This window comes from Bacillus bruguierae, assembly GCF_037104725.1.
GTDB lineage: Bacteria > Bacillota > Bacilli > Bacillales > Bacillaceae_G > Bacillus_A > Bacillus_A bruguierae.
On record NZ_JBAWSX010000002.1, the window covers coordinates 307,747 to 331,096 of the forward strand.

Below are 23,350 nucleotides of genomic sequence, written 5' to 3' on the forward strand. Positions count from 1 at the left end.
GCAACTACTCTTTTTATGAGTGGTTGCTCTGTCTTTTTATATAGAAATTATGTAGTTGGAGGAATAGCATGTTTACGAAGCAGAAGCTGCCATTTGAAGTGGGGAAACAAGATAATTTTTTCGACAAGTTAAATGAATGGATTGGAGACGTTTTTTACGACGTTTTACCAGAAAAGGGATTTGAAGAGCGTGACGAGCAAATTTTTATGGCGTTTCAATTAGAACGAGCATTTCAAGAGAAGAAAGTAATGTTTGCTGAAGCGGGTGTTGGAACAGGAAAAACAATTGTATACCTTCTGTATGCAATTTGTTATGCACGCTATACAGGGAAACCAGCTATTATTGCTTGTGCAGACGAAACATTAATTGAACAGCTAGTAAAAGAAGAAGGGGACATTGCGAAATTATCAGAAGCATTAGGGTTATCAGTTGATGTACGGCTAGCTAAATCAATGGATAATTATTTATGTTTACGTAAACTTGAAGATGTAATGAGTGGACGAGCTCCGGAAGTAATTGAAGATTTATATTATGAATTGCCACAATTTGTATTTGATCATGGAACGATGCAAAACTTTACTCATTACGGTGATCGAAAAGAATTTCCGCTATTAAACGATGAAGAATGGTCTAAAGTATCGTGGGATTATTTCCAAGATTGTTTTACATGTGAATCCCGTCATCGCTGCGGACAAACATTATCTCGTGAACATTATCGTAAAGCAGCAGATTTAATTATTTGTTCGCAAGATTTCTATATGGATCATATTTGGACATATGAAGCACGTAAACGTGAAGGGCAAATGCCATTGTTGCCAGAAAGTAGCTGCGTTGTCTTTGATGAAGGTCATCTTGTAGAATATGCAGCGCAAAAAGCATTGACATATCGCTTAAAACAAACGATGATGGAACAACTTTTAACAAGATTACTGCAAAATGATGTTCGCGAAGAGTTTGCTTATTTAGTAGAAGAAACAATTTGGCAAACAGAACAGTTTTTTGAAACACTCAAAGAAAGTAAGAAGGAAATTGCTGGTTCTGATCGTTTAGAAATTCAATTAACAGAAAAAGTCATGAAAGAAGCAAAACGTCTATATGCAAAAATCTCTGAAGTCGGCGATGCGCTAGTTTTTGAAAGTGAAATGTACACAGTAAACACATATGATTTAAATATTGTTGATGAGCATTTAGATGTATTAGAGCATTCATTACGTTTGTTTATGCATGAGAAAAATGTAATTACGTGGGGAGAAGAAAGCGATGGCGACTTTACGCTTGTGATTATGCCGCGTGCTGTAGAGGAAGTACTACAAGAAAAAGTATTCTCCAAAAAAATTCCGTACATCTTCTCGTCTGCAACATTATCAGAAAATAATTCATTTGCATTTACTGCAAATAGTTTAGGGGTAAAAGATTATTTATCATTTTCAGTTGCTTCTCCGTTCGAATATGAAGAGCAGATGAAAGTGTACTTACCAACATATGCAAAAGAGAACGAATGGGAAAAAAAATGTCAGTATGCATTAGAAGAAATCCAAAAAACAAATGGACGCACATTGATTTTATTCCGTACAAAACAAGAGTTATTAGCGTTTAAAGAATATGTAGGGAAAGAACAAATGTCAGTACCGTTTTTATATGAAGGAGATCAAGAGATTAGTCAGCTTGTTTCTCGTTTCCAAAATGAAGAAGAAACGGTATTATGTGCAGTTCATTTATGGGAAGGTCTAGACATTCCAGGTTCTTCACTATCTCACGTTATGATTTGGTCGCTTCCGTTCCCTCCAAATGATCCTGTATTTGAAGCGAAGCGTAAGCACGTAAATGATCCGTTCTGGGAGGTTGATGTACCGTATATGATTTTACGTCTTCGTCAAGGAATTGGTCGTTTAATTCGTACGAGTGAAGATAAGGGTACGATTTCGTTATTCTTGTCAGATAATGAAAATGAAAAAGTGATAGAGGCTGTGAAAAAAGTACTTCCAGTAGAAGGTACAGTGCTATAGCTTGGCGATTGCCAAGCTTTTTTTCTATTTGAAAAGGGATTTCTATGTTTATGTCGAAATAAGGTTGAGGTAGAAAAAGGAGGTTTTTATAATATGACGATTACTGCATATGAAGTAGAAAAAGAATTTTTAGCATATGTGAAAAAGATAGAAAATTATGGGGAAGCGTTAAGTCTAATATTTTGGGATTTACGAACAGGGGCACCAAAGAAAGGTGTCGATCAGCGCTCTGAAGTAATCGGGACGCTTTCATCAGAAGTATTCGCATTATCAACTTCTGATGAAATGGGCAATTATTTAAATGAATTAGAGACTTTAATTTCTGAAAATAAAATTTGTGAAACTACAAAAAAAATTGTAGAAGAGTGCCGTAAAGAATATGATCGAAATAAAAAAATTCCACAGGCTGAATATGAAGCTTATGTGAAATTAGAAGCAAAAGCAGAGAGTGTATGGGAAGAAGCACGTGAAAAATCTGATTTTGAAATGTTCCGTCCATATTTAGAAAAAATTGTTGAATATAAAAAGAAATTCATTTCATATTGGGGTTATGATACATACAAATACAATACATTATTAGATATATATGAACCAGGTGTTACAGTAGAAGTATTAGATCGTGTGTTTGGACAACTGCGTGAGCGTATTGTTCCGCTTGTGAAAAAAATTTCTGAGTCTAAAAAAGAGTTAAAAACAAATGGTTTATTTGAGCATTTTTCAAAAGAACAACAAGAGAATTTTACTGTAGAGTTATTAAAGCAATTAAACTATAATTTTGAAGCTGGTCGTCTTGACGAAACGGTACATCCTTTTGAAGTTACATTAAATAGAGGCGATGTTCGGATTACGACTCGTTATGATGAGAATGACTTCCGCATGGCAGTTTTCGGAACGATTCATGAATGTGGACATGCTGTATATGAACAAAATATTTCAGAAAAATTGGAAGGAACGCCACTTTGTGAAGGGACATCGATGGGGATTCATGAGTCACAGTCTCTATTTTTCGAAAATTTTATTGGCCGGAATAAATCATTCTGGAAGAAAAATTATGATCTATTGAAACAATTTAGTAATGGCCAATTTGAAGATGTATCAGTAGATGAATTCTACGATGCAATCAATGAGTCAAAACCTTCTTTTATTCGAATTGAAGCGGATGAACTTACATATCCACTCCATGTTATGGTGCGTTATGAATTGGAGAAAGAATTGTTTGATGGCACATTAAAAGTAAAAGACTTACCAGCAGCATGGAATGACAAGATGGAGAATTATTTAGGTATTTGCCCAGCGAATGATGCACAAGGTGTATTGCAAGATGTTCACTGGTCTGGTGGCTCATTTGGATATTTCCCATCCTATGCACTTGGCTATATGTATGCAGCGCAATTTAAGCATAAGATGTTAGAAGAGATTCCGAACTTTGATGCATTACTAGAGGAAGGAAACGTGACACCAATTCGTGAATGGTTAACAAAAAACATTCACCAATATGGAAAGATGAAGAAGCCTTTAGAAATTTTACAAGATGTAACGGGTGAAGGATTGAATGCGAACTATTTAGCGGATTATTTAGAGGCGAAGTATAAAGAAATTTATGAATTATAAAAAGGAAAAGGAGCTGCATATATGTGGCTCCTTTTTATGAATTAACATTTTACTGTATGTGCGTTGCTTTGAGTTTCTTAGAATGATTTATTCAACCTCATGTTCATCAAGTTAAAAAATAAAAAGATAGTAAAATAAATAACGGCTTCTTTAACGTACAGGGAACTAGTTTACATATATCGAATATGCTTCTAAATGTACAATTAAAATAAAACAGGAAAACTCGTAAAGTACTTTCAATATGATTTGTGCTTGAGCGTGATGAAGGGATTGTGTGATAAATTGAGTAAATCAAGTGAAAAAAGTAGATTTGAGAAAAAATTCACAGAAAATGTTATTGAGGTGGCAGCTGTCACAGGGGCATCGGGAATTGGTGCGGGAAAAGCAGGTAGCGACATTTTATGGACTGCGTCAATTAATTTGATTGCATGGAAAGATTTATATAACAATGAAACTGTTATAAAAGAAGAGCTACGACTTGAATGGTTAGTTGATGATGAAGAATTGAAACAATCAAGAGAAGTTTTAAAAGAGAATGCAGTTGTGAGATTACAGGTGCGTAGAGCAGAAAATTCGATGATGCTTGTCAAGGTTCTGGAAACTCTATATAGAGATGATGAGTTGGAGATAATATTACAAGATTCGATGAAGCCGGTTTACTATAATGATGAGATGTTCGGCGAATTTTTCCTAAATAAAAGAGTTAAAGTTTTTGAAAAGAGAATTTCTTGGGCTGGTGAAGAATGCAATTTGTATTTTGATTGGGATGAAGACCAGAATAATATGAAGTCTGCGTTGGAAACAGCATATGTACTTTTCAAGGAGCAAGATGAATGGAACAAGAAAATTAAAATGTATGCTTCAGAAGAACTAGTGGAATTAGCAAATGATTGGCTACAGGATTATGATGAGGAAGAGATCAATGAGATTACAAAAGAAATGTTTATGGATTTAATGAAACTAGACAGCATAAGTGTTTATCCGGAAGGTGATTTTGAGATGTTCTTCTTTGATGGAGATATGTTTTTGGGACATTGTATCATTGTAGATGGAAATATTAATGGGATTCTCAATTCGGCTGATATTGCAGGATAAATGTGTGAAGTGAATGATTGGTGAGAAATAAAAAAATGAATGACTTATCATTTGTAGTTGAGTTAATTCATAATCAGGTACATTTTTTCTAAATAGAAGCAAATTTTTTAACATAAGATGAATTCGATTTAAGTCTGCAGGTGCATGGATGAAATCGTTACGCTTGAAATGAAGCAGAGGGGTACCCCTCTGCTTTTTATTTACCACAATTTAAACCCTTTCGAACCAGGCGGGGCATTTTGAATCATATCTATAAACGGAATTGTGTACGCGAATAAAATAAGCAGTGCTGTAATGCCGAGCCATAGTTTCCAATTCTCGAAGACAATTGGTGGTTGATCAGATGCATCAGATACTTCTGCAACCGGAAATTCAGTATGGCCTTTTGGAGCGAAGAAAGCAAGGTCTAAGAAAATAATGATAGCTAAAATAATGCCGACAAATAAAATCGTGCCGCCAACTGCTTGGGCAATTTGATATGGTATCCATTCAACTGCTTGCGGTGCATTGCCGTATGTGGAAAAAGAAGAGCGGCGCGGAGCTCCTAATAATCCAGCGAAGTGCATCCCAGCGGACATGAATAGCATTCCAAGTGTCCATATGCAAGTTTGAATCATTGCAAGGCGATTCATTTCTTTTGTCATAACACGTCCTGTTAAGTGGGGAATCAGCCAATAGCCAATGCCGAAGAATGTTAGTACGACAGATGTAGCCAACGTTAAATGAAAATGTCCTGTTATCCAAATTGTATTGTGAACCACTTGGTTTAATTGATGACTTGCATTCACTAGCCCGCCTGCTCCTGCTGGAATAAACATAAGCATTCCAACGAACGGTGCAAAGAACCTTGCGTCGGACCATGGAAGCATACGTAGCCAGCCGAATAGGCCAGTTGCTCCTTTTGAACGTCCATATTGTTCAAATGATGCAAATAGAGAGAATGCAGTCATTAATGATGGGATGATAACCATGAATGTTAAGACAACTTGTAAGTATTTCCACCCTGGGTCAATACCTGGTTCTGTTAATTGGTGATGGAATCCAACTGGAACGGAAAACAATAAGAATAAAATAAATGATAAACGAGCGAGAGAATCACTAAAAATTTTTCCACCAATAATTTTTGGGATAATGACATACCATGCCATGTAGGCAGGAAGAAGCCAAAAATAGACGAGTGGATGGCCGAAGTACCAGAATAATGTTCGGCTAACAAGAACATCAATTTTATCAACAATGCCTAAGCTCCAAGGAATGAATTGTACGAGTGCTGTTGCAGCAACGCCAAGAGTTGCAACGAGCCAAAGTAGCATTGTAATAACAGCCATAAAGCTCAGTAAGGGACCAACTTTTCCTTTATTGTGTTTTTTCCATGTGTGATAGTGAGCAAACATTGCAAAACCGCTAAACCAACTGCCGACAATAACGAGGGTAAGACCGATGTAAAAACCAGGATGAGCTTTTAACGGAGCATAAAATGTATAGAGAACGGTAGCCTTATTTAATAGTATAAAAATAGCAGTAATGGCGGTCCCAATTGTCATAAGCCAAAAACCAATCCAACCTGTCCTGCGCACTCCTTTTGAAAACGTTCCTGTTGTTTTGCTCATACAAGCAAATAAAAAGCCGATAATAAAAAATGTTGTTAATACGAGTCCTAGTAATACGCCGTGTGTTGTTAACACTTGATAATAACCGATTCCAGCTGGAAGATTAAACTTTCCAGATCGGACAAGTACTTGCAATAGCCCGCATACCCCTCCTAAAAATAGAGCGATAAATGCAACATGTATATGAGCCATTGCTAAATTTGCATCTCGTTTACTTATTTTATCTTGCAGTGCAATCATTTGTCAGTCACCTCTACTTTCGCACTCATCATATGATGGCCTGTTCCGCAATATTCATTACATACGATTAAATACTCACCAGCTTTTTGAAACACTTGAGAAGCTGTGCTCACATAGCCGGGCTCAACCATCATATTCACATTTGTTCCCGCGATTTCAAAGCCATGTACAACATCTTTCGTCGCGACAACAAAGTCAACTTTGGCTCCTTTTGGGACTTTAATGACATTTGGTGTAAAGGAAAATGCTTGTGAGACAATTGTTACTTGATAATGATCTTTACCAACTTGCTTTACACCAGGATGATCAAAGGGAGCAGTCGCATTTACTTTTTCTGGATCGATTGTCGTTAAGCAGCTAGGCGGCTGGTTTCCCATATAAAATGCGCTTACTCCAATTACGGCTAAAAATACAAATAATGAACCAACACCGAAAATGAGCCAAATTTTTTCATACTTATGCAAGTGCATATCTCATCTCCCCCTTGTTTCTGAGTCACATTACAATCGATTTAAAAAAATTTGATATACACTAAACCATGTGAAGATTAAAAAGAAACCAAGTAAAAAAACAAAAATTAATGTACCTTTGAGTGAACTCTCCTTTTGTTTTCTCTTCACTGATTGTTGTAAATTACGTTCTCCCATGTGCTCTCCCTCCTTGAGAAAGTAAATCTTATATTTTTATCATACGAAAGATTCCGACAATTTCCATATCGCCAGCGTGGCTTTCAAAAATTGTTCATTGATATAATTAAAACTATGTTCATGATGAAAAGTTGATAAATCATGATTTATTACCGATTTTGTAATGATTAAATGTGAAAAAAATGTGAAGTGAATGTTGGATTTGCGATTTTATTAAGGAAATTATAGAAATACAAATTAAAAAATTGACATAAAAATCCTCTTTCCTTTTAGGCGGACGAGAGTATCTGGCCATGCATAGAAACGATCAGGGCTTTTTTCTACCACATGCAAGGTTTCAAACAAAAGGAGAAAGTAAGTAGCGGTCATGTTGTATTCTGCGTAGCAGCGACTTATAAAGAAAAGCGGAAGCGGCTCGCTCAGAACAAGACGCGAAGCCACCGAATGTTCTAGCCGCTGGAGCTAGACAAAGATGTCGAAAATGGTGAATGATTATCATGGAATGGAAGGGGTTACAAAAAAACGAACAAAATCGGTCGGTAACGAATTTTTGTACGTGTTTTTTAAAGAAATGCTTTTCAAAGTGAAAAATGTACGTTATAATCCTTCTATAAAATGAAATAAGTTAGCAACACTCATATAATCGCAGGGATATGGCCTGCAAGTTTCTACCGAGGTACCGTAAATGCTTCGACTATGAGTGAGGACGAATATACTGCTATAGTTGCATTCTTTTTTTGCGAGGCTCCAAAAGCACGTCTCTCACTTGTATTGGGTGAAGGCTGCTTTTGGAGTTTTTTATTTGCATAAGAGGAGGAACAAACTATGAAATTATTACAAGAGAAAATTATGCGTGAAGGAAAAGTATTATCAGATGATGTGTTAAAAGTAGATGCATTTTTAAATCATCAAATTGATCCAGTGCTTATGCAAGAAATCGGAAAAGAGTTTGCAAGGCGTTTTAAAGACGATAAGATTACAAAAATCGTGACGATTGAGTCTTCAGGAATTGCTCCAGCTGTGATGGCTGCATTACAATTTGGTGTAACGGTTGTTTTTGCGAGAAAGCGTAAATCGTTAACATTACAAGATAATATGTATACTGCAAAAGTATATTCCTATACAAAGCAAGAAACGAACGAAATCTCTATATCGAAACAATATATAAATGAAGACGATCGCGTTCTTATTATTGATGACTTTTTAGCAAATGGTCAGGCAGCACTTGGTTTAATGAATTTAGTAGAGCAAGCTGGAGCAACGGTAGCAGGTATCGGAATTGTAATTGAAAAAGCATTTCAAGATGGAGGAAGTAAATTACGTGAGAGCGGTGTTCGCGTAGAATCGCTTGCGGAAATTGCATCGCTTGATAACGGGACAGTTCGTTTTGTGGAACGCGTGGTAGCGGAGGTAGAATGATGAAACAACATCCTTTTAAAATCGCGTCTCTTGGTATTCAACATATGTTGGCGATGTATGCCGGGGCAATTATCGTTCCGCTTATTGTTGGGGGCGGACTTGGATTGAATCAGCGTGAGCTTACGTATTTAGTATCAATTGATTTATTAATGTGCGGCATTGCAACGATTTTACAAGCGTTAACGAATCGTTTCTTTGGCATTGGACTTCCAGTAGTGTTAGGCTGTACTTTCACGGCGGTTGGACCAATGATTGCGATTGGTAAGCAGTACGGGGTATCTGCTGTGTACGGTTCTATTATTGCAGCAGGACTTTTCGTTGTGTTATTTGCTCGTGTGTTTGGAAAGCTTGTAAAACTGTTTCCGCCAGTTGTTACAGGTTCAGTTGTAACCGTTATTGGAGTTACATTAGTTCCAGTTGCGATTAACGATATGGCTGGCGGTGTAGGAAGTAAAGACTTCGGTAGTGTATCTAATTTAGCATTAGCATTCGGAGTATTGTTATTTATTATCATCATGTACCGTTTTTTTGATGGTTTCATTCGTTCTATTTCTATCTTATTAGGATTATTATTTGGTACAGCAATTGCTGCGTTAATGGGAAAGGTAAGCTTACAAGCTGTAGCAGAAGCGGATTGGTTTCATGGCGTGCAGCCATTTTACTTTGGTACACCAACATTCGAATTAACACCGGTCATTACAATGATTCTCGTTGCTTGCGTAGGAATTGTTGAAGCAACAGGTGTGTATTTTGCACTATCTGATATTTGCAACAAAGAAATTGGTGAAAAAGAATTAGCGAAGGGATACCGCGCAGAAGGGATTGCAATGGTGTTAGGTGGCATTTTTAACGCATTTCCGTATACGACATATTCACAAAATGTCGGTCTTGTCCAACTAACTGGTGTGCGCAATCGTGTTGTCATTTACACATGCGGCGGTATGCTGATTGTACTTGGATTTATTCCAAAGATTGCAGCAGTAACAACAATTATTCCAAAGCCAGTATTAGGCGGTGCTATGCTCGCTATGTTCGGAATGGTTATGGCATATGGGATTAAAATGTTAAGCAATGTTAATTTTGCGAAGCAGGAAAACTTATTAATTGTTGCGTGTTCTGTTGGAATGGGGCTCGGCGTAACAGTTGTACCAACATTATTCTCACAGTTTCCAGAGAGTATTCGTATTTTAACAGATAACGGAATTGTATTAGGAAGTGCATCAGCCGTGCTTTTAAATATTGTGTTTCATATGATTCCGCAAAGGCAAATGAAAGTAAAAGAGGAACAAGTTGCTAAGGGAGAAGAAAGCGTAGCAAATTTTGCAGGTTGAACGGATTAAATAATATATCTTTATCCAACATATTACCGTCTAAAATATGTTAAAACGTCGTCTATATTTTCTTTCCTTTTGGAATGAATTTAGAGGTAGCGTTTTTTATGAAAAGAAAAAGAATTAGTGTTCGTGTTGTTGAACTAACAGGTGCGTTTCTACAATAAGTGGAGACGCATTTTTCTTATTGTGCTAATGTGGCAGGTTGGTGGAAGAAAGACAAAGGATAATTCAAGTGTAAAATAGAAAACAGGGATATGATAACAGAGGTGGGATATAGTGATGGAAAGACATTTTAAAGAGGCACATCATTTTTGTAGTAAGAATAGAAAAGATTTAGAAAAGGATATCATATGTGGTTGCTTTTATTGTTTAAAAATATTTATTCCCACTGAAATTGATGAGTGGTGGGATGATGAAGATACAGCAGTTTGCCCTTATTGTGGAATTGATTCTGTTATAGGGGAGAGTTCTGGATTTCCAATCACAAAATTGTTTTTAAAAGGAATGCATAAGGAGTGGTTTTAGTATACAGGCTTGTTAACTACTAACAGCTGATTGTTGCTTAGAAGCTATTATTTCACTAACGGGTGCAAGAGTTGAACAACAAATCTTAAAGGACTTGATACTCTCCAAGTCCTTTTTCCTGTCTATTAGAACCACTTCGGAAGCATAGCGGAGGTCAATAAAGCACACACGCCCACAGATGCTCAAAATGGCTCGTGGAGGCGTTTTAAGAGGTATCTCCTCTCTTTATATAAGTTATGCTTAGCATCATGTAAGCCTAAATCATTGCTTATATAATGCTGTTAATCTACTATTTATTGAGTAATTCAAGTTCATATAAACAAAAAAGGTAAATAAACCCCGTTTTAAATATATAGTATGAAAGAATATACTTAAATTAATGAGCAAGATAGTTGAATAAGAAATATTAACTTATATGATATGTTAATTTTAAATAAATTGATGATCAAATTCAGATAAGTACTACCACCAATTAAGATGTAGGGGCGATTCAAAATGGATAACTGGAGAAATAATACGATTTGGTTTGAGCAAATACCAGATAATCTTCACGCTTACTTAAACTTAAAAGAAGTTAAATTTAATGAGATGAATCATGAAAATATTGAATATTTAACTCTTTGGTATCACAAAAGTAAATTACATAATTTAGTTGATTTATCTATTCCAGAAAGTCTTCTCTATCTCGATTTAACTTGGGCGAATATACATAATTTCATCGGAATAGAAAAATTGACTAATTTAAAAAGGCTAGAATTACACTATTGTACTAAATTACAAAATGATTTTGGTTTGTCTGGATTAGCAGATACGCTAGAACATTTACATATTAATCAATCAAAAAAATTCGTCCCAAATGAGGAATTATTCTCTTTGAAAAACCTTCGAGTTCTTTGCCTTAATTCTTGCGGTAATCTGGAGAATTTGCATTTTTTAAATCAATTTCCTAAGCTAATTGAATTTCGATTTGTTGATACTAATGTGTTAGATGAAGACTTATCACCGATATTAGACCATCCAACAATCCGAAGTGTAGGTTTTCTAAACAAGAGACATTACAATATTAAAGATGATAAGATGGATGCTATGTTAAAAGATAAAAATGGTGGGGGAAAATTTGAAACTGCTATCAAGTTTGGAAAATATGAGACTTTTAGATATATTTATTAACTAAATTTGTTATTGGACTAACGGGGCAGTTGAAGAAGAAATGCTATAATTAATTTAATTAAAAGGATTATAAAGGTGGTCATTCAAATTAAAAATTGGATTGAGTTATCTAATAAAGAGTACGAGATTATATGGGATAGAATATATAAAGAATTCAAGTTTAAACCGAGTGTTTCCCAATTCCCATCTTTTAACGTACCAAGTCCATTTATTACTTATGATATTTCAAAATATCTCAATTGGTCTGGTAATTTGAATGAGTATGATGATATTTATAATGACCTAGAGGAAAAAGCACTGCTGGCTTTTCAAGAAGTTACACAAAAAAACGAATATATTTACGCATTAGATTGGCAACATGATTGTTATTGGGTAAATCCATATTTAGAATTCACGAAAGATGAATTCGGTGAATGGACAATACCTATTTTTCCTAATGGGGATTACTATTTGTTTATTCATAAAAATCTTGAATGGGCATATTTGGGGAACCCTTGGGAAAGTACTATAACTGTTTTCGGGGTAGAACTGTTACAGGCTTTTGATAAACATAAACCTAGAATGTTTAATACGATATTACGAAAGGGATAGTACTGAACTTTATTAAGCTAATGGTTTGCTTTAGTGCTATTACAAAGGTGATTTCTCTGAGTAATTCTGTTTTGTACCCTAAAACTGAACCTGTTAATTGGAAGTTTAGAGAGTTCATAAAGCACACACGCTCACAGACGCTCAAAATGGCTCGTGGTGGTGTTTTGAGAAGTCTCTCCTCCCGTTTTCCCTTTTAATCTAGTTTGTATTTGGTATTCAATCTGAGTGCATTATATAAGCCTCTTATGACCACTCAGTTAGTTATCGACAACTAAAAAAGGAGTTTGGTTTACAAATTCCTTCTACAGTTAATCTGCTTTTCCTACTTCTTTGTATATAGTTCCATCGGTATCCATTATCACAATGTTCGATTTTAACCTATTCAGACCAATCATAATCCAAGGATTTTTCTCATTTGATTGATTATAAAAGGTTCTTATTTTGATTATTGTTGTATTTGCTTTCTCCTTTACATCTAAAACCTCAATGTTGTTTCCAGCCATTTTTTCACCTAAAGAAAGTACAATTGCTTTATCCCCCTCAGAAACTGTAAAGGTTTTATACCCTTTAATATTTGTGTGTTTTTGCAGTTGTTGTGAATATAAGTCCACTTCATCACCATAGTTTACTTTTTTTCCTACCCAATAATCTACCTTATTTAGGTAATCAAAAGAAACAAATAATACAACACAAGAAATAATGATAGTATAGATTGCCTTTTTCCATAATGAATTCCCCCCAAAAAAAGCCAATAAAATAGATACAGTAAAAATTCCTACACTTAGAACACCAAAAGGCATCCCTGCAAATCCGCCAATGATGATAAGACTCCCTAATAAACATATCGCTCCAATTATAAAAACGACTATAACTCTTCTCGAATTATCAGTGTCTTTTGCAAAAAGATATGTAAGTGAATAACATCCAAGTCCTACTAATAATCCAATTAGGTACATGTAAATAAACAAACCTTATCTCCTCCCTTTTTATCAAATTATACCAATTTTAGTCTGAGTTGTAAGGTGTTTTGACATTCTTTAGGGATACTTTGTCAATATGATGTAAACCTTCATGGAGTTACGTGTTAGTGAATTGGTCTAATACAGAAACCACTCTCATCCACAAACAAGCATTCAGTAAATTTCCGACACGACTCAAATAAATGGTGTGTTTTAGTGCGATAAAGCGATGAAATCTGTAGTAATAAGCTGATGTAGTTCGAAGAGGATATCCGAAAATAGCTTGCAACCTAAGTGTGTTATCTAAGGAATATATGTCTCTGCTTTTATCATGTTGTTTTCGATAATTTATACGTTTCAAAAGGTGCACCTTTTGAAGTATCGAGATATCTATGAAAAACATTGCTTCAAAACATTGAAAACTAAATATTCGAAGTACTTCTAAAAGATAAACACCTTTTGAAGTAAATTTGTTATAATAAATTTATAGAAAGGATAAAGGAGTTATTAAAATATGAATGTTAGAAAATTTGGGTACATACGTGTAAGTAGTAGAGATCAAAACGAAAACCGACAGCTTGAAATTATGAAGCAATATATAGAAGATGAACGGGACATTTTTATCGATAAACAAAGTGGTAGAGATTTTAATCGAGAACAATATCAACTTTTAAAACGAATGCTAAGAAAAGGGGATATTTTATATGTTCATTCACTGGATCGTTTTGGAAGAAATAAAGAAGCCATCCTTCAGGAGTGGAAAGACATCACAAAAAATATTCAAGCACACATTATTGTCTTGGATATGCCTTTGCTTGATACGACACAATACAAGGATAGTTTAGGGAATTTGATTACAGATCTTGTATTACAAATTCTTTCTTGGCTTGCTGAAGAGGAACGAACAAAAATTAAGACTCGTCAACGAGAAGGAATTGAAATCGCTAAGAAACAAGGGAAACATTTAGGAAGACCTAGAACTGAAATTACTGAAGAATTTATTGCAGCTTACACAGAGTGGAAAAAAGGCGAAATTTCAGCATTAGAAGCAATGAGAAGATGTAATATGACTAGCCCGACATTCTATAGGGTAGTCAAAAGATATGAAAATAGAAAATAATCTTATCTACAAAAAAATTTTACTTTGTCCTTAGTTACAAGAGTGCTGGTATTGGTTCTTATGAGAGAATTGGGTAAATTTCTTGTTTTCTAAAAAGGAATTTCACCGTAATACATAAAGGGGTTCTGGTGCAAATACTTAGGAAAGATATAAAGAGGCAAAAAGTTTCCTAGTGGAATCTAGTCTTAAGCAGCAATTCCAAATAGTTGATGGATGAAATTTACTTGATTTTGGACAGACTTGTCCAGTAAAACAAGTTGCCCTTTTTTTACCATATGCATAGCTTCTATTCCAGAAATAATGTATGTAGCTGTGCGAAAGGATTTCAATCCTAACATCGAACGAACTCGCTTTTTAATAAACCGATGATCTTGTTCCACTATGTTATTGAGGTATTTCACTTGCCTTAGTTGGATGCCTAATGGCATCTTTTTTTCCTTTCTCAATTCTTCAACTGCTATAGGATAAGCTGGATTCTTATCCACTGTCACGACACGAGGCTCAGAAACATGAAAAGACTGCAAAGCTTTCTTGAAGAATCGCTTTGCGGCCTTGTGGTTTCTTGCTTTGCTTAGGTAAAAATCGATGGTACTTCCTTTCGAATCGACAGCACGATACAGGTACATCCATTGACTTTTTACTTTGATATATGTTTCATCGACTCTCCAAGAGTCATTTGTTTGAGGTGACGACGATCAATATTACGATTAACAACAACATTAAAGTTCATAAAAATAAACAGAATGAATAATTGACAAAAAATGAGAATAGTAGTAATCTAACGTAAAACATACGCTACCGTATTTTACTGGAGAGATGATATGCAATTAACGAGGGAAGATTGGATAAAAGCAGGATTACAACAATTAGCTGATGAAGGGATACATAAAGTTCGTATTGAAGCACTTGCCCGATTGCTAAAAATAAGCAAAGGAAGCTTCTATCACTATTTTCGTGACCATCAAGAGCTTTTAGATTCTATGCTCGATTTTTGGGAAGTACATGCAACAAAGCTGATTGTTCAAAGTATGGAGCAACAGGATGCCTCTTTAGAACAGCTATTACAGATTAGTTTTAATCGAGATAAAAAAATTGAGAATGGTATTTATACTTGGGCGAAATATGATCCTGTTGTGGCAGCACGTTTAGTAGATATGGAAGAACAGAGAATTTCTTGTGTTGCAAAATTGTATCAAAAAATGGGCATAGACGAAACTGAATCAATTGATCGAGCGAGACTTGCCTATTTAACGTATGTAGGATGGATGACAAGGTTTGAAGTAAATCCTAATTTTGATATTGATAAAATGGTTGAGCTTTTAACTTCTTTCAGCGGGTGTCCAAACATCCGCTGAAAGAAGTTAAAGCCTCCAGCGGATGTCACGAAATTATGCCGAGGCATAATTGATTATTCGATAATAAATGTCCCTAATATGGTTATAAAACCTGAAGGGACAAAATTTTCACTATAACATACGGTAGTGTATGTTTCATTTGAAGTTACGACATTGGGGGCGAATAAATGAAATTACTATTAATATTAGTAGCTGTAGGGCTTCTGTGGTTTATCAGTTTTTTGCATATTTATTGGTCTTTTGGAGGTCGATGGGGTTCTGCCGCTGTTCTCCCAGTAAAAGAGGGAGAACATAAGCCTGCTTTTACTCCGAGAATATGGGGAACATTATTCGTAGCCATTCTTATTCTAATGGCTAGTGTCATTATTGTTGTTCAAGGAGGTTATTTGCAGGAGTTCCAAGCAAATAGTTTATCTAGAATCGCAAGTGTTGTCTGTGCTTTAGTTTTCATTATTAGGGCAATTGGTGATTTTAAGTTTGTTGGATTTTTTAAAAAAATTAAACATTCTCAGTTTGCTAGATACGACACTTGGTTCTATAGTCCATTATGTTTATTCTTTGGCTTTGTCTATATCATGTTGTTGTTTTAATAAGTATCTTCATTCCCTATTCATGACCAAAGTACTTTAAACAAACTTTTGCTTAGTGGGGTACCAATACCTTTATTCAAAAAAATAGGCTCCGTATGTAAGGAGCCCCAATAAGGAATAACATAATTATATTGCCATTAATCAAACTGGATGTTTTGCTCATCCCACTGAAAAGGTTCATTGATAAATTTTCAAATATAATCATAATAACCTTCGATTACATATCAAAAAAGTTCAAAATAAAATGCATAGAATTAGTCTTCAACACTAATATATATCTTAGTAATTATTACAAAAACTTCTCTAATTAAATCCCATACCATAGGGATTATTTGAACAATTTTATAAAACATAAAATTGAATTGAACTTCTTATTTTATAATATCAATTTCTTCGATTCCTATTTGTTTTAGTCGTGATATAGTAGGATTTTCTCTGTTGATATTAGAATGAAGTATGATATGAAATGGACACGGTAGCGTAATAAATGCACCGTATTCTCTACCTTGTGACCATTCTTCACAACAATCATATAAAATATTCATTAATATTCTAAACTCCTTGTCCTCCTCAATAAGTATCTGATCTACGTCGCTAATAAATATTACATATCCTTGGGGTACCGCCACATGCCTATCAAGCTAATATTTTGAGAACCCCCCATAACGAAAATTTTACCTTTTTATGGTTATTTATTTCGTTTTGAGGTAGCTCGTTTTTTTAGCTTGCTGGCGATGGAGTGATATCCCTTATGGAAGGTGACAATTTTGTAAGAATACAAGCTTAATTTGTAAGACAAATACATGTCTTCTTTAACCGTATTCTTCTAAAATAACATATGAACTAGTACAACAAATACTACAGTTCAATTAAACAATGGATACGCACAGCCTATTCCAAAGATTGGAGAATTAGCCACCGTAAACGAAAAGCATAAATTTAATCAAGGGGAATCGATAATGAAACTATCAGTAAGACTTTGTATGTTAATGATCGCTATGATTCTGGCAGTTAGTGGCCTCACACCCAAAATAGCTAACGCCGAATCAAGTGAAAAAATTCAAAAGATCGAACAGTTTGTTGAAGAGCAAAGAAGCATTAGTAAAACTCCAGGGATATCGGTAGTTATTGTAGAAAAGGGGAAAACGGTTTATCAAAAAGGCTTCGGGTACGCTGATGTTAAGGCGAAAACACCTGTGACTTCTAATACATTATTTGAAATCGGATCTACAACGAAAGCATTTACAGGTCTAGCCATTTTGCAATTGGAAAAGGAAGGGCTGTTAAAACGCTCAGATGATGTCCGGAAGTATATCCCATGGTTAGAGTTAAAATATAATGGAGAGCCGCAGACGATTACTTTGAATCAGCTGCTTCATCATACCAGCGGGATTGCTTCTAATTCTATAACAAAAATTCCTGAAAGTAATGCAGATAACGCCCTTGAGTTGACTGTAAGAACATTACTGAATCAGCAATTAAATCGAAAACCAGGTAGCTCTTGCGAATATGCGACAATCAATTACGATATACTGGGACTCGTTATCGAGAGCGTAACGAAGCAGCCCTATGATGTATATATGAAAAAACAGATACTAGAGCCGATCGGTATGAAAGAATCGTTCGTTGGGATGCATCAAGTTCAGTCCACTGAGATGGCTTCTGGTTATAAAATAGGATTTATGCAAGAGCAGCCTTACACGCCGCCCATTTATCGTGGGAACATACCAGCTGGATATCTTATCAGCAATACGAATGATATAGCAAAATGGATGAAATTACAATTAGGAAACGATTCGAGCAATGCAATCGACAAGCAGCTCATTCAAGAATCGCATATCCCTGATCAGTCAGTGGAACCTTTCGATAAGGACACCTACTATGCCAGTGGATGGGGAGTTATGAAAAAAAGCGAAAAACAATATATTTTCCATGCTGGAGAGAACCCAACATTCACCTCATATTTCATTATGCAGCCCGATGAACAATTAGGGGTAGCAATTCTGTCCAATATGAGCACGAGCTTTACGACAGCCATAGGTCAAGGCGTGATGGATTTATGGGAGGGAAAGAACATTACTAATAATCATTCCGACCGCAATCAAAAATTAGATAAATTCTTGACCATAATGTGTATTGTAGTCGGCTGTTTGTGTTTATTTTTTATCCTACTATCACTAGGGATAATACGGAAGCTTGTTAGAAAACAACGAGTTAGGACACCATTAAACGCAAAGAGGATCTTGCTATTATCCATTCATACGTTGATTGTAGCTGCAATATTGACACTTATAATCATGTTCCCGGAAATTTCGGGATTGCCTTGGGCATTTATTAAAGCATGGGGCCCAACGACGATTCCGGTATTTATTTATAGTATTATAGCGGTAAGTATCATTTATTATTTGTTTGGATTATTGCTTGTTTTCACTAAGAAAATAAAATTGAATTAAAGACGAAATAGATTTAGCCTAAACAACTTCAGCAATAATGAGGTAATGAAAAAACCCCAATTTCTCAATGTGTTACTTTTAAATAAAGTCACGGTGTTTATAAAAAAGACGCGATGTTTTGCCCCTTTGGGTCTGTTTATCTAAAGGGGTGTTTTTATAGTGAAAAGTGAAAAGAAAATCTGAACTGAAAGGCGGATTAAGGAACTGTTGAGTAGCAATAAAGTTACTCCACTAAAGAGCCAGATTGTTGAAGATAAAGGAAAAATAAAAATAATTATAGAAATAGTTATATAAGGGATCCCGCCCCATGCCCATAAACTTAAGAGCATTAACTATCCGGGGTACCGCCAGCATTTTGGAAAAAACCACGCTAAGCAAGAAAATATAAAAGCCGTCCTGATGGACAGCTTTTATATTTACATAATTGTCGTTAGCGGAAGTTAAATTTATGAATGTTTATTAATAATATTTCCCCATACAATCACTAATAATATTCCTAAAATTACCAATACCGCGTAAGTAATGGCAACAATATCTCCTATACTTTCTAATCCAAAAGGTAATAAAAAAGTTGTGATTCCTACAACATACAAAAAAACTCCAGATACTTTTGCTAGCCTTTCTTTATCACCCACAAATGTTTCTTCTTGATAGCCTGCAATGAGCCATAGTTTCTTTTTTATATGGATTTGATAACCCATAATAATCATAATTAAAGCAATAACTATACAAGTAATAAATCCACCGATCACACAACTTTTTAGAGTAATAGTATCAGTATGTCCGAGATTTAGAGATTACTTGCAATTGCCCTGAAGTTTTTTGCACCAGAACCCTCCTTCTACCCTATTATAGAAGCTATTTTGAACGTAAGGAATTTGTAAGGAATAGGTAAGAAAAAAGAAAGTTTCATTGTGTATGATAAAAATATAACGAGACGTGAAAGACAGAACAGATATGACTTATATACAAAAAACAAACCAGTAACAAGAGTGTTTCAAGGAAAAGAAGTAATTTCTAGGGTTAACATACATGTGAAAAAAGAGGGATTTACCGTTTGTTAGGACAGAATGGCGTTTGTAAAAATAATCATTATAGGATGATTACGAATTCAATGTTGACCTTTTGTCATTAGTGGAGATGATAGCTGTGTGGTTAGTATGAAACAGCAAGCAACCACCTATACAATATGAATAGAGGAGAAGAATGCCTTATGAAAATACGTAGTCAAATTACATGTGCAAGTCTTGCCCTTTTAATAGCTGGAAGTTCCCTTTTATACACATCGCCAACCTCAATTGTAAAAGCAGAGCCCACTCAAAATGTATCTAGTTCTTCGCACACAAGCACTCAACGAGATCGTAATTCTGTCAAGCAAGCAATGCGGGATACACTGCAACTTGGATTCCCGGGGATACTTGTTAAAACTTCTGAGGGTGGAAAAACGTGGGGTTATGCCGCTGGGGTAGCGGACCTAAGCACCAAGAAACCAATGAAAACAGATTTTCGCTTTCGCATCGGTAGCGTGACGAAGACGTTCACCGCAACCGTTGTACTTCAATTAGCTGGAGAGAACCGCTTGAATCTAGACGACTCCATCGAAAAATGGTTGCCTGGTGTCATTCAAGGAAACGGATATGATGCTAAACAGATTACTATCCGACAGATATTGAACCATACAAGTGGTATCGCTGAATACTCAAGGTCAAAAGAAGCTGATTTTGTTACGAATACAAAAAAGTCGTTTACCGCTGAAGAACTAGTGAAGATTGGACTTTCACTGCCCCCAGATTTTGCCCCAGGAAAGGGCTGGTCCTACTCAAACACAGGATACGTATTACTGGGTATGCTTATTGAAAAAGTAACCGGAAACAGCTATGCGGAAGAGATTGAAAATCGAATTATTGAACCGCTTGAATTGTCGAATACATTCCTACCTGGCAATTCAAGCGTTATTCCAGGCACCAAGCATGCCCGTGGATATTTCCAACCAGACGGAGCAAGTGAGCTAAAAGACGTTACTTATTATAACCCAAGTATAGGTAGCTCGGCTGGAGATATGATTTCTACTGCTGACGACTTAAACAAATTCTTCTCCTACTTACTCAGTGGCAAATTACTGAATGAACAGCAATTAAAACAAATGCTTACTACAGTTCCTACAGGGATTGCTGGAATCGATGGATATGGTCTTGGAATCTATGAAACTAAGCTTCCAAACGGTGTCTCGATATGGGGGCACACAGGTGGCATTCCAGGGTTTGTTACTCTTGCTGGAGGTACACTTGGAGGCAAGCATACGTTGGCCGTCAATTTGAACAGTTCGCCTAGAGCTAACACTCCTGATCCTTTTAAAAATATTTTACTTGCTGAATTTAGCAAGTAAGCAAAGAGGAAAAACGGATAAATTTTGTCATATTTTTTATAGCTAAACAAATAAGTGATGAAATCGATTACTTTATCTAAGGAGGCAATTCTCTCATGAAAAATAAACTCTCTGGGGTATTAGCCGCTACATTGGCACTAACGATGACCCTACCAACAGGGGCGATAGCGTCTTCTAGCAGTAATGTAGCTAATCAAGAAGTTGCTAGCCAAGAACTGGAGAAGATTGCGGCAGAGAAGGCTGCGCTACTCACGAAGTCTCATGGTACGACTAGCGTGCAGTATGCGTTAATTGATAATGGAAAACTTATTTTGTCGGGTCAGACAGGTAAGAACGATATGGAAGGGGAACAGCGGCTGACTAAAGATACTATATACGGGGTTGGTTCAGTCAGTAAAATGTATGCAGCAGCGGCTGTAATGAAATTGGTTGACGAAGAAAAAGTCGATTTGGATGCTCCTGTTGTCCACTATGTTCCTGATTTCAAGATGAAAGACGAGCGGTACAAACGCATTACGCCGCGTATGTTGTTGAACCATTCCTCCGGCTTGCAAGGTTCCACGTTTAGTAGTGTATATCTATTTAACGATAATGATACCTATGCCCATGATGTCTTGTTGCGACAATTGTCCAACCAGAGCTTGAAGGCGGATCCTGGCGCGTTCTCGGTATACTGCAACGACGGCTTTACGCTAGCCGAGATTTTGGTGGAAAGAGTCAGCGGTATGAGCTTTACCGAATTTCTACACCAAAAGTTTACAGAACCATTAAAGCTGAATCATACGAAAACGCCACAGGACAAATGGAGAGACGAAAAGCGTGCTGGACTTTATTTTCCGGCGTACCAAGGGCAGCTTCCCATTGAATCATTGAATGTGATTGGTTCGGGAGGGATTTCTTCTACGGCAGAAGATATGGTACGATTCTCACAATTATTTATGGGGCAGGGAAAAGGGATCCTCTCTGATAAAGCGGTCAAGGCGATGGAGCAAGAGGAATATAAAAAAGGAATGTGGCCGGGGGATGGAGATAATATTTTAAACTATGGACTTGGCTGGGATAGTGTGAAACTATACCCATTCAGTGAATATGGGATAAAAGGCTTGGCTAAGGGCGGTGACACGGCACTGCAACATGCTATACTGGTCGTGCTTCCAGAACAGAAGATGGCAGCGGCTGTGTTGTCATCCGGTGGCCAAAGCTCTACAAATCAACTGATGGCAACTCAATTACTGCTCGCCGCGCTCAAAGAGAAAGGCACAATTAAAGATATCAAGCCGAACAAATCTTTTGGCAAGCCGATCAAAGCTAAGATGCCTCAAGATGTGGCAAAGAAAGCGGGCTTTTACGGCAATAGCGGAAGTCATTTCAAAATAGAAATTACAAAGAATGGAGAACTGTTCTTACCATCTAATCGAGAAGAAAAATATGTATATACTGCGAATGGAAGCTTTATTAATGAGAAGGGTACTTCCAAGCTCAACTTCGTCACCGAGAAGAATGGAAGAACTTATTTGAGGGAGAGCACATATCAATCGACGCCAGGCTTAGGGCAAGATGTGTTAACTCATTATTTAGCTGAAAAACTAGAAGACAACGTGCTATCGAAGAAAACCGCTGCCGCATGGGCGAAGCGGGAAGGCGTCAAGTTCTATCTCGTAAACGAAAAATTTAGTTCTGCTGAATATCTCGTTGAACCGAAAATTCTTACCACACAAATTACTCGCAAGGAAGGCCTGGCGGGCTATTGGGACGGCAGAAAAATTACAGGCCCGAACACCGCAGCGCATCAGCTCCAGATTCCTGTGATGAACGGCCGTGATACGACAGAAACTCATTTTTATACAGAAGGCGGCAATGAATATATGGAGATGATCGGATTGTTATACGTAAGTGAATCCAACGTAAAACCGCTTGATGCAGGCCAATCATCCAAAGTTACGCTGCAAGCAAATGGGCATGCGAAATGGTTTAAGATCCCGCAAGCGGCAGCAGGGAAAACGATGACCGTGGCGTTGTCATCGAAGAGTTCGTTCGCGGTGTATGATGAGAAGGGAGTATGCGTCAATTTTACCATTGTGAGCGGCAATAACAAAGTAAAACTGCCGAATAACGGAACGGTTGTATTTGCTGGCGCGCCGAATTCGGAATTTGCAATCACGTTGAACTAGCTACAATTCAAGATGAACTTCAACAAAACCAGTACGACACAGAAAAGGTGTTTTGCTGGTTTTGTTTG

The 23,350-nt window shown here is 36.4% G+C and carries 21 protein-coding genes, 1 pseudogene and 1 riboswitch; of the genes and pseudogenes, 15 read left to right on the forward strand and 7 right to left on the reverse strand.

Annotated features, from left to right (window positions below; translation table 11 throughout):
• Positions 1–68: 68 nt before the first annotated feature.
• From WAZ07_RS05730 to WAZ07_RS05740, 3 genes are all read left to right on the forward strand, one after another.
• Positions 69–2,006 (forward strand): ATP-dependent DNA helicase, encoded by a 1,938-nt coding sequence (locus WAZ07_RS05730; RefSeq protein WP_090912468.1) that lies wholly within the window; start codon positions 69–71, stop codon positions 2,004–2,006.
• A 93-nt stretch (positions 2,007–2,099) separates the two neighbouring features.
• Positions 2,100–3,617 carry a carboxypeptidase M32 gene (locus tag WAZ07_RS05735; protein WP_336471666.1) on the forward strand — a complete coding sequence of 506 codons (1,518 nt, stop codon included), beginning with the start codon at positions 2,100–2,102 and terminating at the stop codon, positions 3,615–3,617.
• A 261-nt stretch (positions 3,618–3,878) separates the two neighbouring features.
• Positions 3,879–4,712: a DUF2262 domain-containing protein gene (locus WAZ07_RS05740; protein WP_336471812.1), complete on the forward strand. Its 834-nt coding sequence runs from the start codon at positions 3,879–3,881 to the stop codon at positions 4,710–4,712.
• A gap of 200 nt (positions 4,713–4,912) precedes the next feature.
• On the opposite strand, the gene WAZ07_RS05745 is transcribed toward WAZ07_RS05740, so the two are convergent.
• Genes WAZ07_RS05745 through WAZ07_RS05755 form a run of 3 tightly spaced genes read right to left on the reverse strand, consistent with a single transcriptional unit; the run spans position 4,913 to position 7,209 of the window.
• Positions 4,913–6,562, reverse strand: a complete 1,650-nt coding sequence (locus WAZ07_RS05745; protein ID WP_336471667.1) for a b(o/a)3-type cytochrome-c oxidase subunit 1 — start codon at positions 6,560–6,562, stop codon at positions 4,913–4,915.
• Entirely contained in the window at positions 6,559–7,032 is a 474-nt protein-coding gene (locus tag WAZ07_RS05750) for a cytochrome c oxidase subunit II (RefSeq protein ID WP_336471668.1), read from the reverse strand. Before WAZ07_RS05750 ends, WAZ07_RS05745 begins: the two co-directional genes overlap by 4 nt.
• A gap of 30 nt (positions 7,033–7,062) precedes the next feature.
• The gene (locus WAZ07_RS05755) at positions 7,063–7,209 is read right to left on the reverse strand and encodes a cytochrome c oxidase subunit 2A (protein WP_090912460.1); all 147 of its coding nucleotides are present in this window, start codon (positions 7,207–7,209) and stop codon (positions 7,063–7,065) included.
• A 472-nt stretch (positions 7,210–7,681) separates the two neighbouring features.
• Here WAZ07_RS05755 and WAZ07_RS05760 point away from each other — a divergent pair, with 472 nt between their 5' ends.
• The 6 genes from WAZ07_RS05760 to WAZ07_RS05785 all read left to right on the forward strand — a co-directional run bounded on the left by WAZ07_RS05760 (position 7,682) and on the right by WAZ07_RS05785 (position 12,248).
• On the forward strand, positions 7,682–7,828 hold the full coding sequence (locus WAZ07_RS05760) for a hypothetical protein (protein WP_336471669.1): 147 nt from the start codon (positions 7,682–7,684) through the stop codon (positions 7,826–7,828).
• A riboswitch (purine riboswitch) is annotated at positions 7,825–7,926 on the forward strand. It overlaps the preceding gene by 4 nt.
• A gap of 108 nt (positions 7,927–8,034) precedes the next feature.
• The gene (locus WAZ07_RS05765; protein ID WP_336471670.1) at positions 8,035–8,628 is read left to right on the forward strand and encodes a xanthine phosphoribosyltransferase; all 594 of its coding nucleotides are present in this window, start codon (positions 8,035–8,037) and stop codon (positions 8,626–8,628) included.
• The gene (gene pbuX / locus WAZ07_RS05770) at positions 8,628–9,959 is read left to right on the forward strand and encodes a xanthine permease PbuX (RefSeq protein ID WP_336471813.1); all 1,332 of its coding nucleotides are present in this window, start codon (positions 8,628–8,630) and stop codon (positions 9,957–9,959) included. Before WAZ07_RS05765 ends, pbuX begins: the two co-directional genes overlap by 1 nt.
• 282 nt (positions 9,960–10,241) lie before the next feature.
• The gene (locus tag WAZ07_RS05775; RefSeq protein WP_090912454.1) at positions 10,242–10,487 is read left to right on the forward strand and encodes a cytoplasmic protein; all 246 of its coding nucleotides are present in this window, start codon (positions 10,242–10,244) and stop codon (positions 10,485–10,487) included.
• A 495-nt stretch (positions 10,488–10,982) separates the two neighbouring features.
• On the forward strand, positions 10,983–11,657 hold the full coding sequence (locus WAZ07_RS05780; RefSeq protein ID WP_336471671.1) for a hypothetical protein: 675 nt from the start codon (positions 10,983–10,985) through the stop codon (positions 11,655–11,657).
• An 87-nt stretch (positions 11,658–11,744) separates the two neighbouring features.
• Positions 11,745–12,248, forward strand: a complete 504-nt coding sequence (locus tag WAZ07_RS05785) for a DUF2716 domain-containing protein (RefSeq protein ID WP_336471814.1) — start codon at positions 11,745–11,747, stop codon at positions 12,246–12,248.
• Between the two features lie 308 nt (positions 12,249–12,556).
• On the opposite strand, the gene WAZ07_RS05790 is transcribed toward WAZ07_RS05785, so the two are convergent.
• Positions 12,557–13,216: a hypothetical protein gene (locus WAZ07_RS05790; protein WP_336471672.1), complete on the reverse strand. Its 660-nt coding sequence runs from the start codon at positions 13,214–13,216 to the stop codon at positions 12,557–12,559.
• A gap of 505 nt (positions 13,217–13,721) precedes the next feature.
• Here WAZ07_RS05790 and WAZ07_RS05795 point away from each other — a divergent pair.
• The gene (locus WAZ07_RS05795) at positions 13,722–14,327 is read left to right on the forward strand and encodes a recombinase family protein (RefSeq protein ID WP_336471673.1); all 606 of its coding nucleotides are present in this window, start codon (positions 13,722–13,724) and stop codon (positions 14,325–14,327) included.
• 185 nt (positions 14,328–14,512) lie between these two features.
• Here WAZ07_RS05795 and WAZ07_RS05800 read toward each other — a convergent pair.
• Positions 14,513–15,010, reverse strand: a pseudogene (locus WAZ07_RS05800) (IS6 family transposase); the annotation flags it as partial.
• 138 nt (positions 15,011–15,148) lie between these two features.
• On the opposite strand from WAZ07_RS05800, the gene WAZ07_RS05805 reads away from it, so the two are divergent.
• Positions 15,149–15,682, forward strand: a complete 534-nt coding sequence (locus tag WAZ07_RS05805; protein ID WP_336471674.1) for a TetR/AcrR family transcriptional regulator — start codon at positions 15,149–15,151, stop codon at positions 15,680–15,682.
• Positions 15,683–15,849: 167 nt separating this feature from the next.
• Positions 15,850–16,272, forward strand: coding sequence for a DUF3995 domain-containing protein (locus tag WAZ07_RS05810; protein ID WP_336471675.1), 423 nt, complete (start codon positions 15,850–15,852; stop codon positions 16,270–16,272).
• Between the two features lie 371 nt (positions 16,273–16,643).
• On the opposite strand, the gene WAZ07_RS05815 is transcribed toward WAZ07_RS05810, so the two are convergent.
• The gene (locus tag WAZ07_RS05815; protein ID WP_336471676.1) at positions 16,644–16,901 is read right to left on the reverse strand and encodes a hypothetical protein; all 258 of its coding nucleotides are present in this window, start codon (positions 16,899–16,901) and stop codon (positions 16,644–16,646) included.
• A gap of 330 nt (positions 16,902–17,231) precedes the next feature.
• Here WAZ07_RS05815 and WAZ07_RS05820 point away from each other — a divergent pair, with 330 nt between their 5' ends.
• The gene (locus WAZ07_RS05820) at positions 17,232–18,725 is read left to right on the forward strand and encodes a serine hydrolase (RefSeq protein WP_336471677.1); all 1,494 of its coding nucleotides are present in this window, start codon (positions 17,232–17,234) and stop codon (positions 18,723–18,725) included.
• Between the two features lie 446 nt (positions 18,726–19,171).
• Here WAZ07_RS05820 and WAZ07_RS05825 read toward each other — a convergent pair whose 3' ends face one another.
• The gene (locus WAZ07_RS05825; protein WP_336471678.1) at positions 19,172–19,477 is read right to left on the reverse strand and encodes a DUF3784 domain-containing protein; all 306 of its coding nucleotides are present in this window, start codon (positions 19,475–19,477) and stop codon (positions 19,172–19,174) included.
• Between the two features lie 461 nt (positions 19,478–19,938).
• On the opposite strand from WAZ07_RS05825, the gene WAZ07_RS05830 reads away from it, so the two are divergent.
• Together WAZ07_RS05830 and WAZ07_RS05835 are read left to right on the forward strand one after the other, a co-directional pair.
• Complete coding sequence (locus WAZ07_RS05830; protein ID WP_336471679.1) at positions 19,939–21,111, forward strand: serine hydrolase domain-containing protein; 1,173 nt, start codon at positions 19,939–19,941, stop codon at positions 21,109–21,111.
• Positions 21,112–21,206: 95 nt separating this feature from the next.
• Positions 21,207–23,282: a serine hydrolase domain-containing protein gene (locus tag WAZ07_RS05835; RefSeq protein WP_336471680.1), complete on the forward strand. Its 2,076-nt coding sequence runs from the start codon at positions 21,207–21,209 to the stop codon at positions 23,280–23,282.
• Positions 23,283–23,350 lie beyond the last annotated feature (68 nt).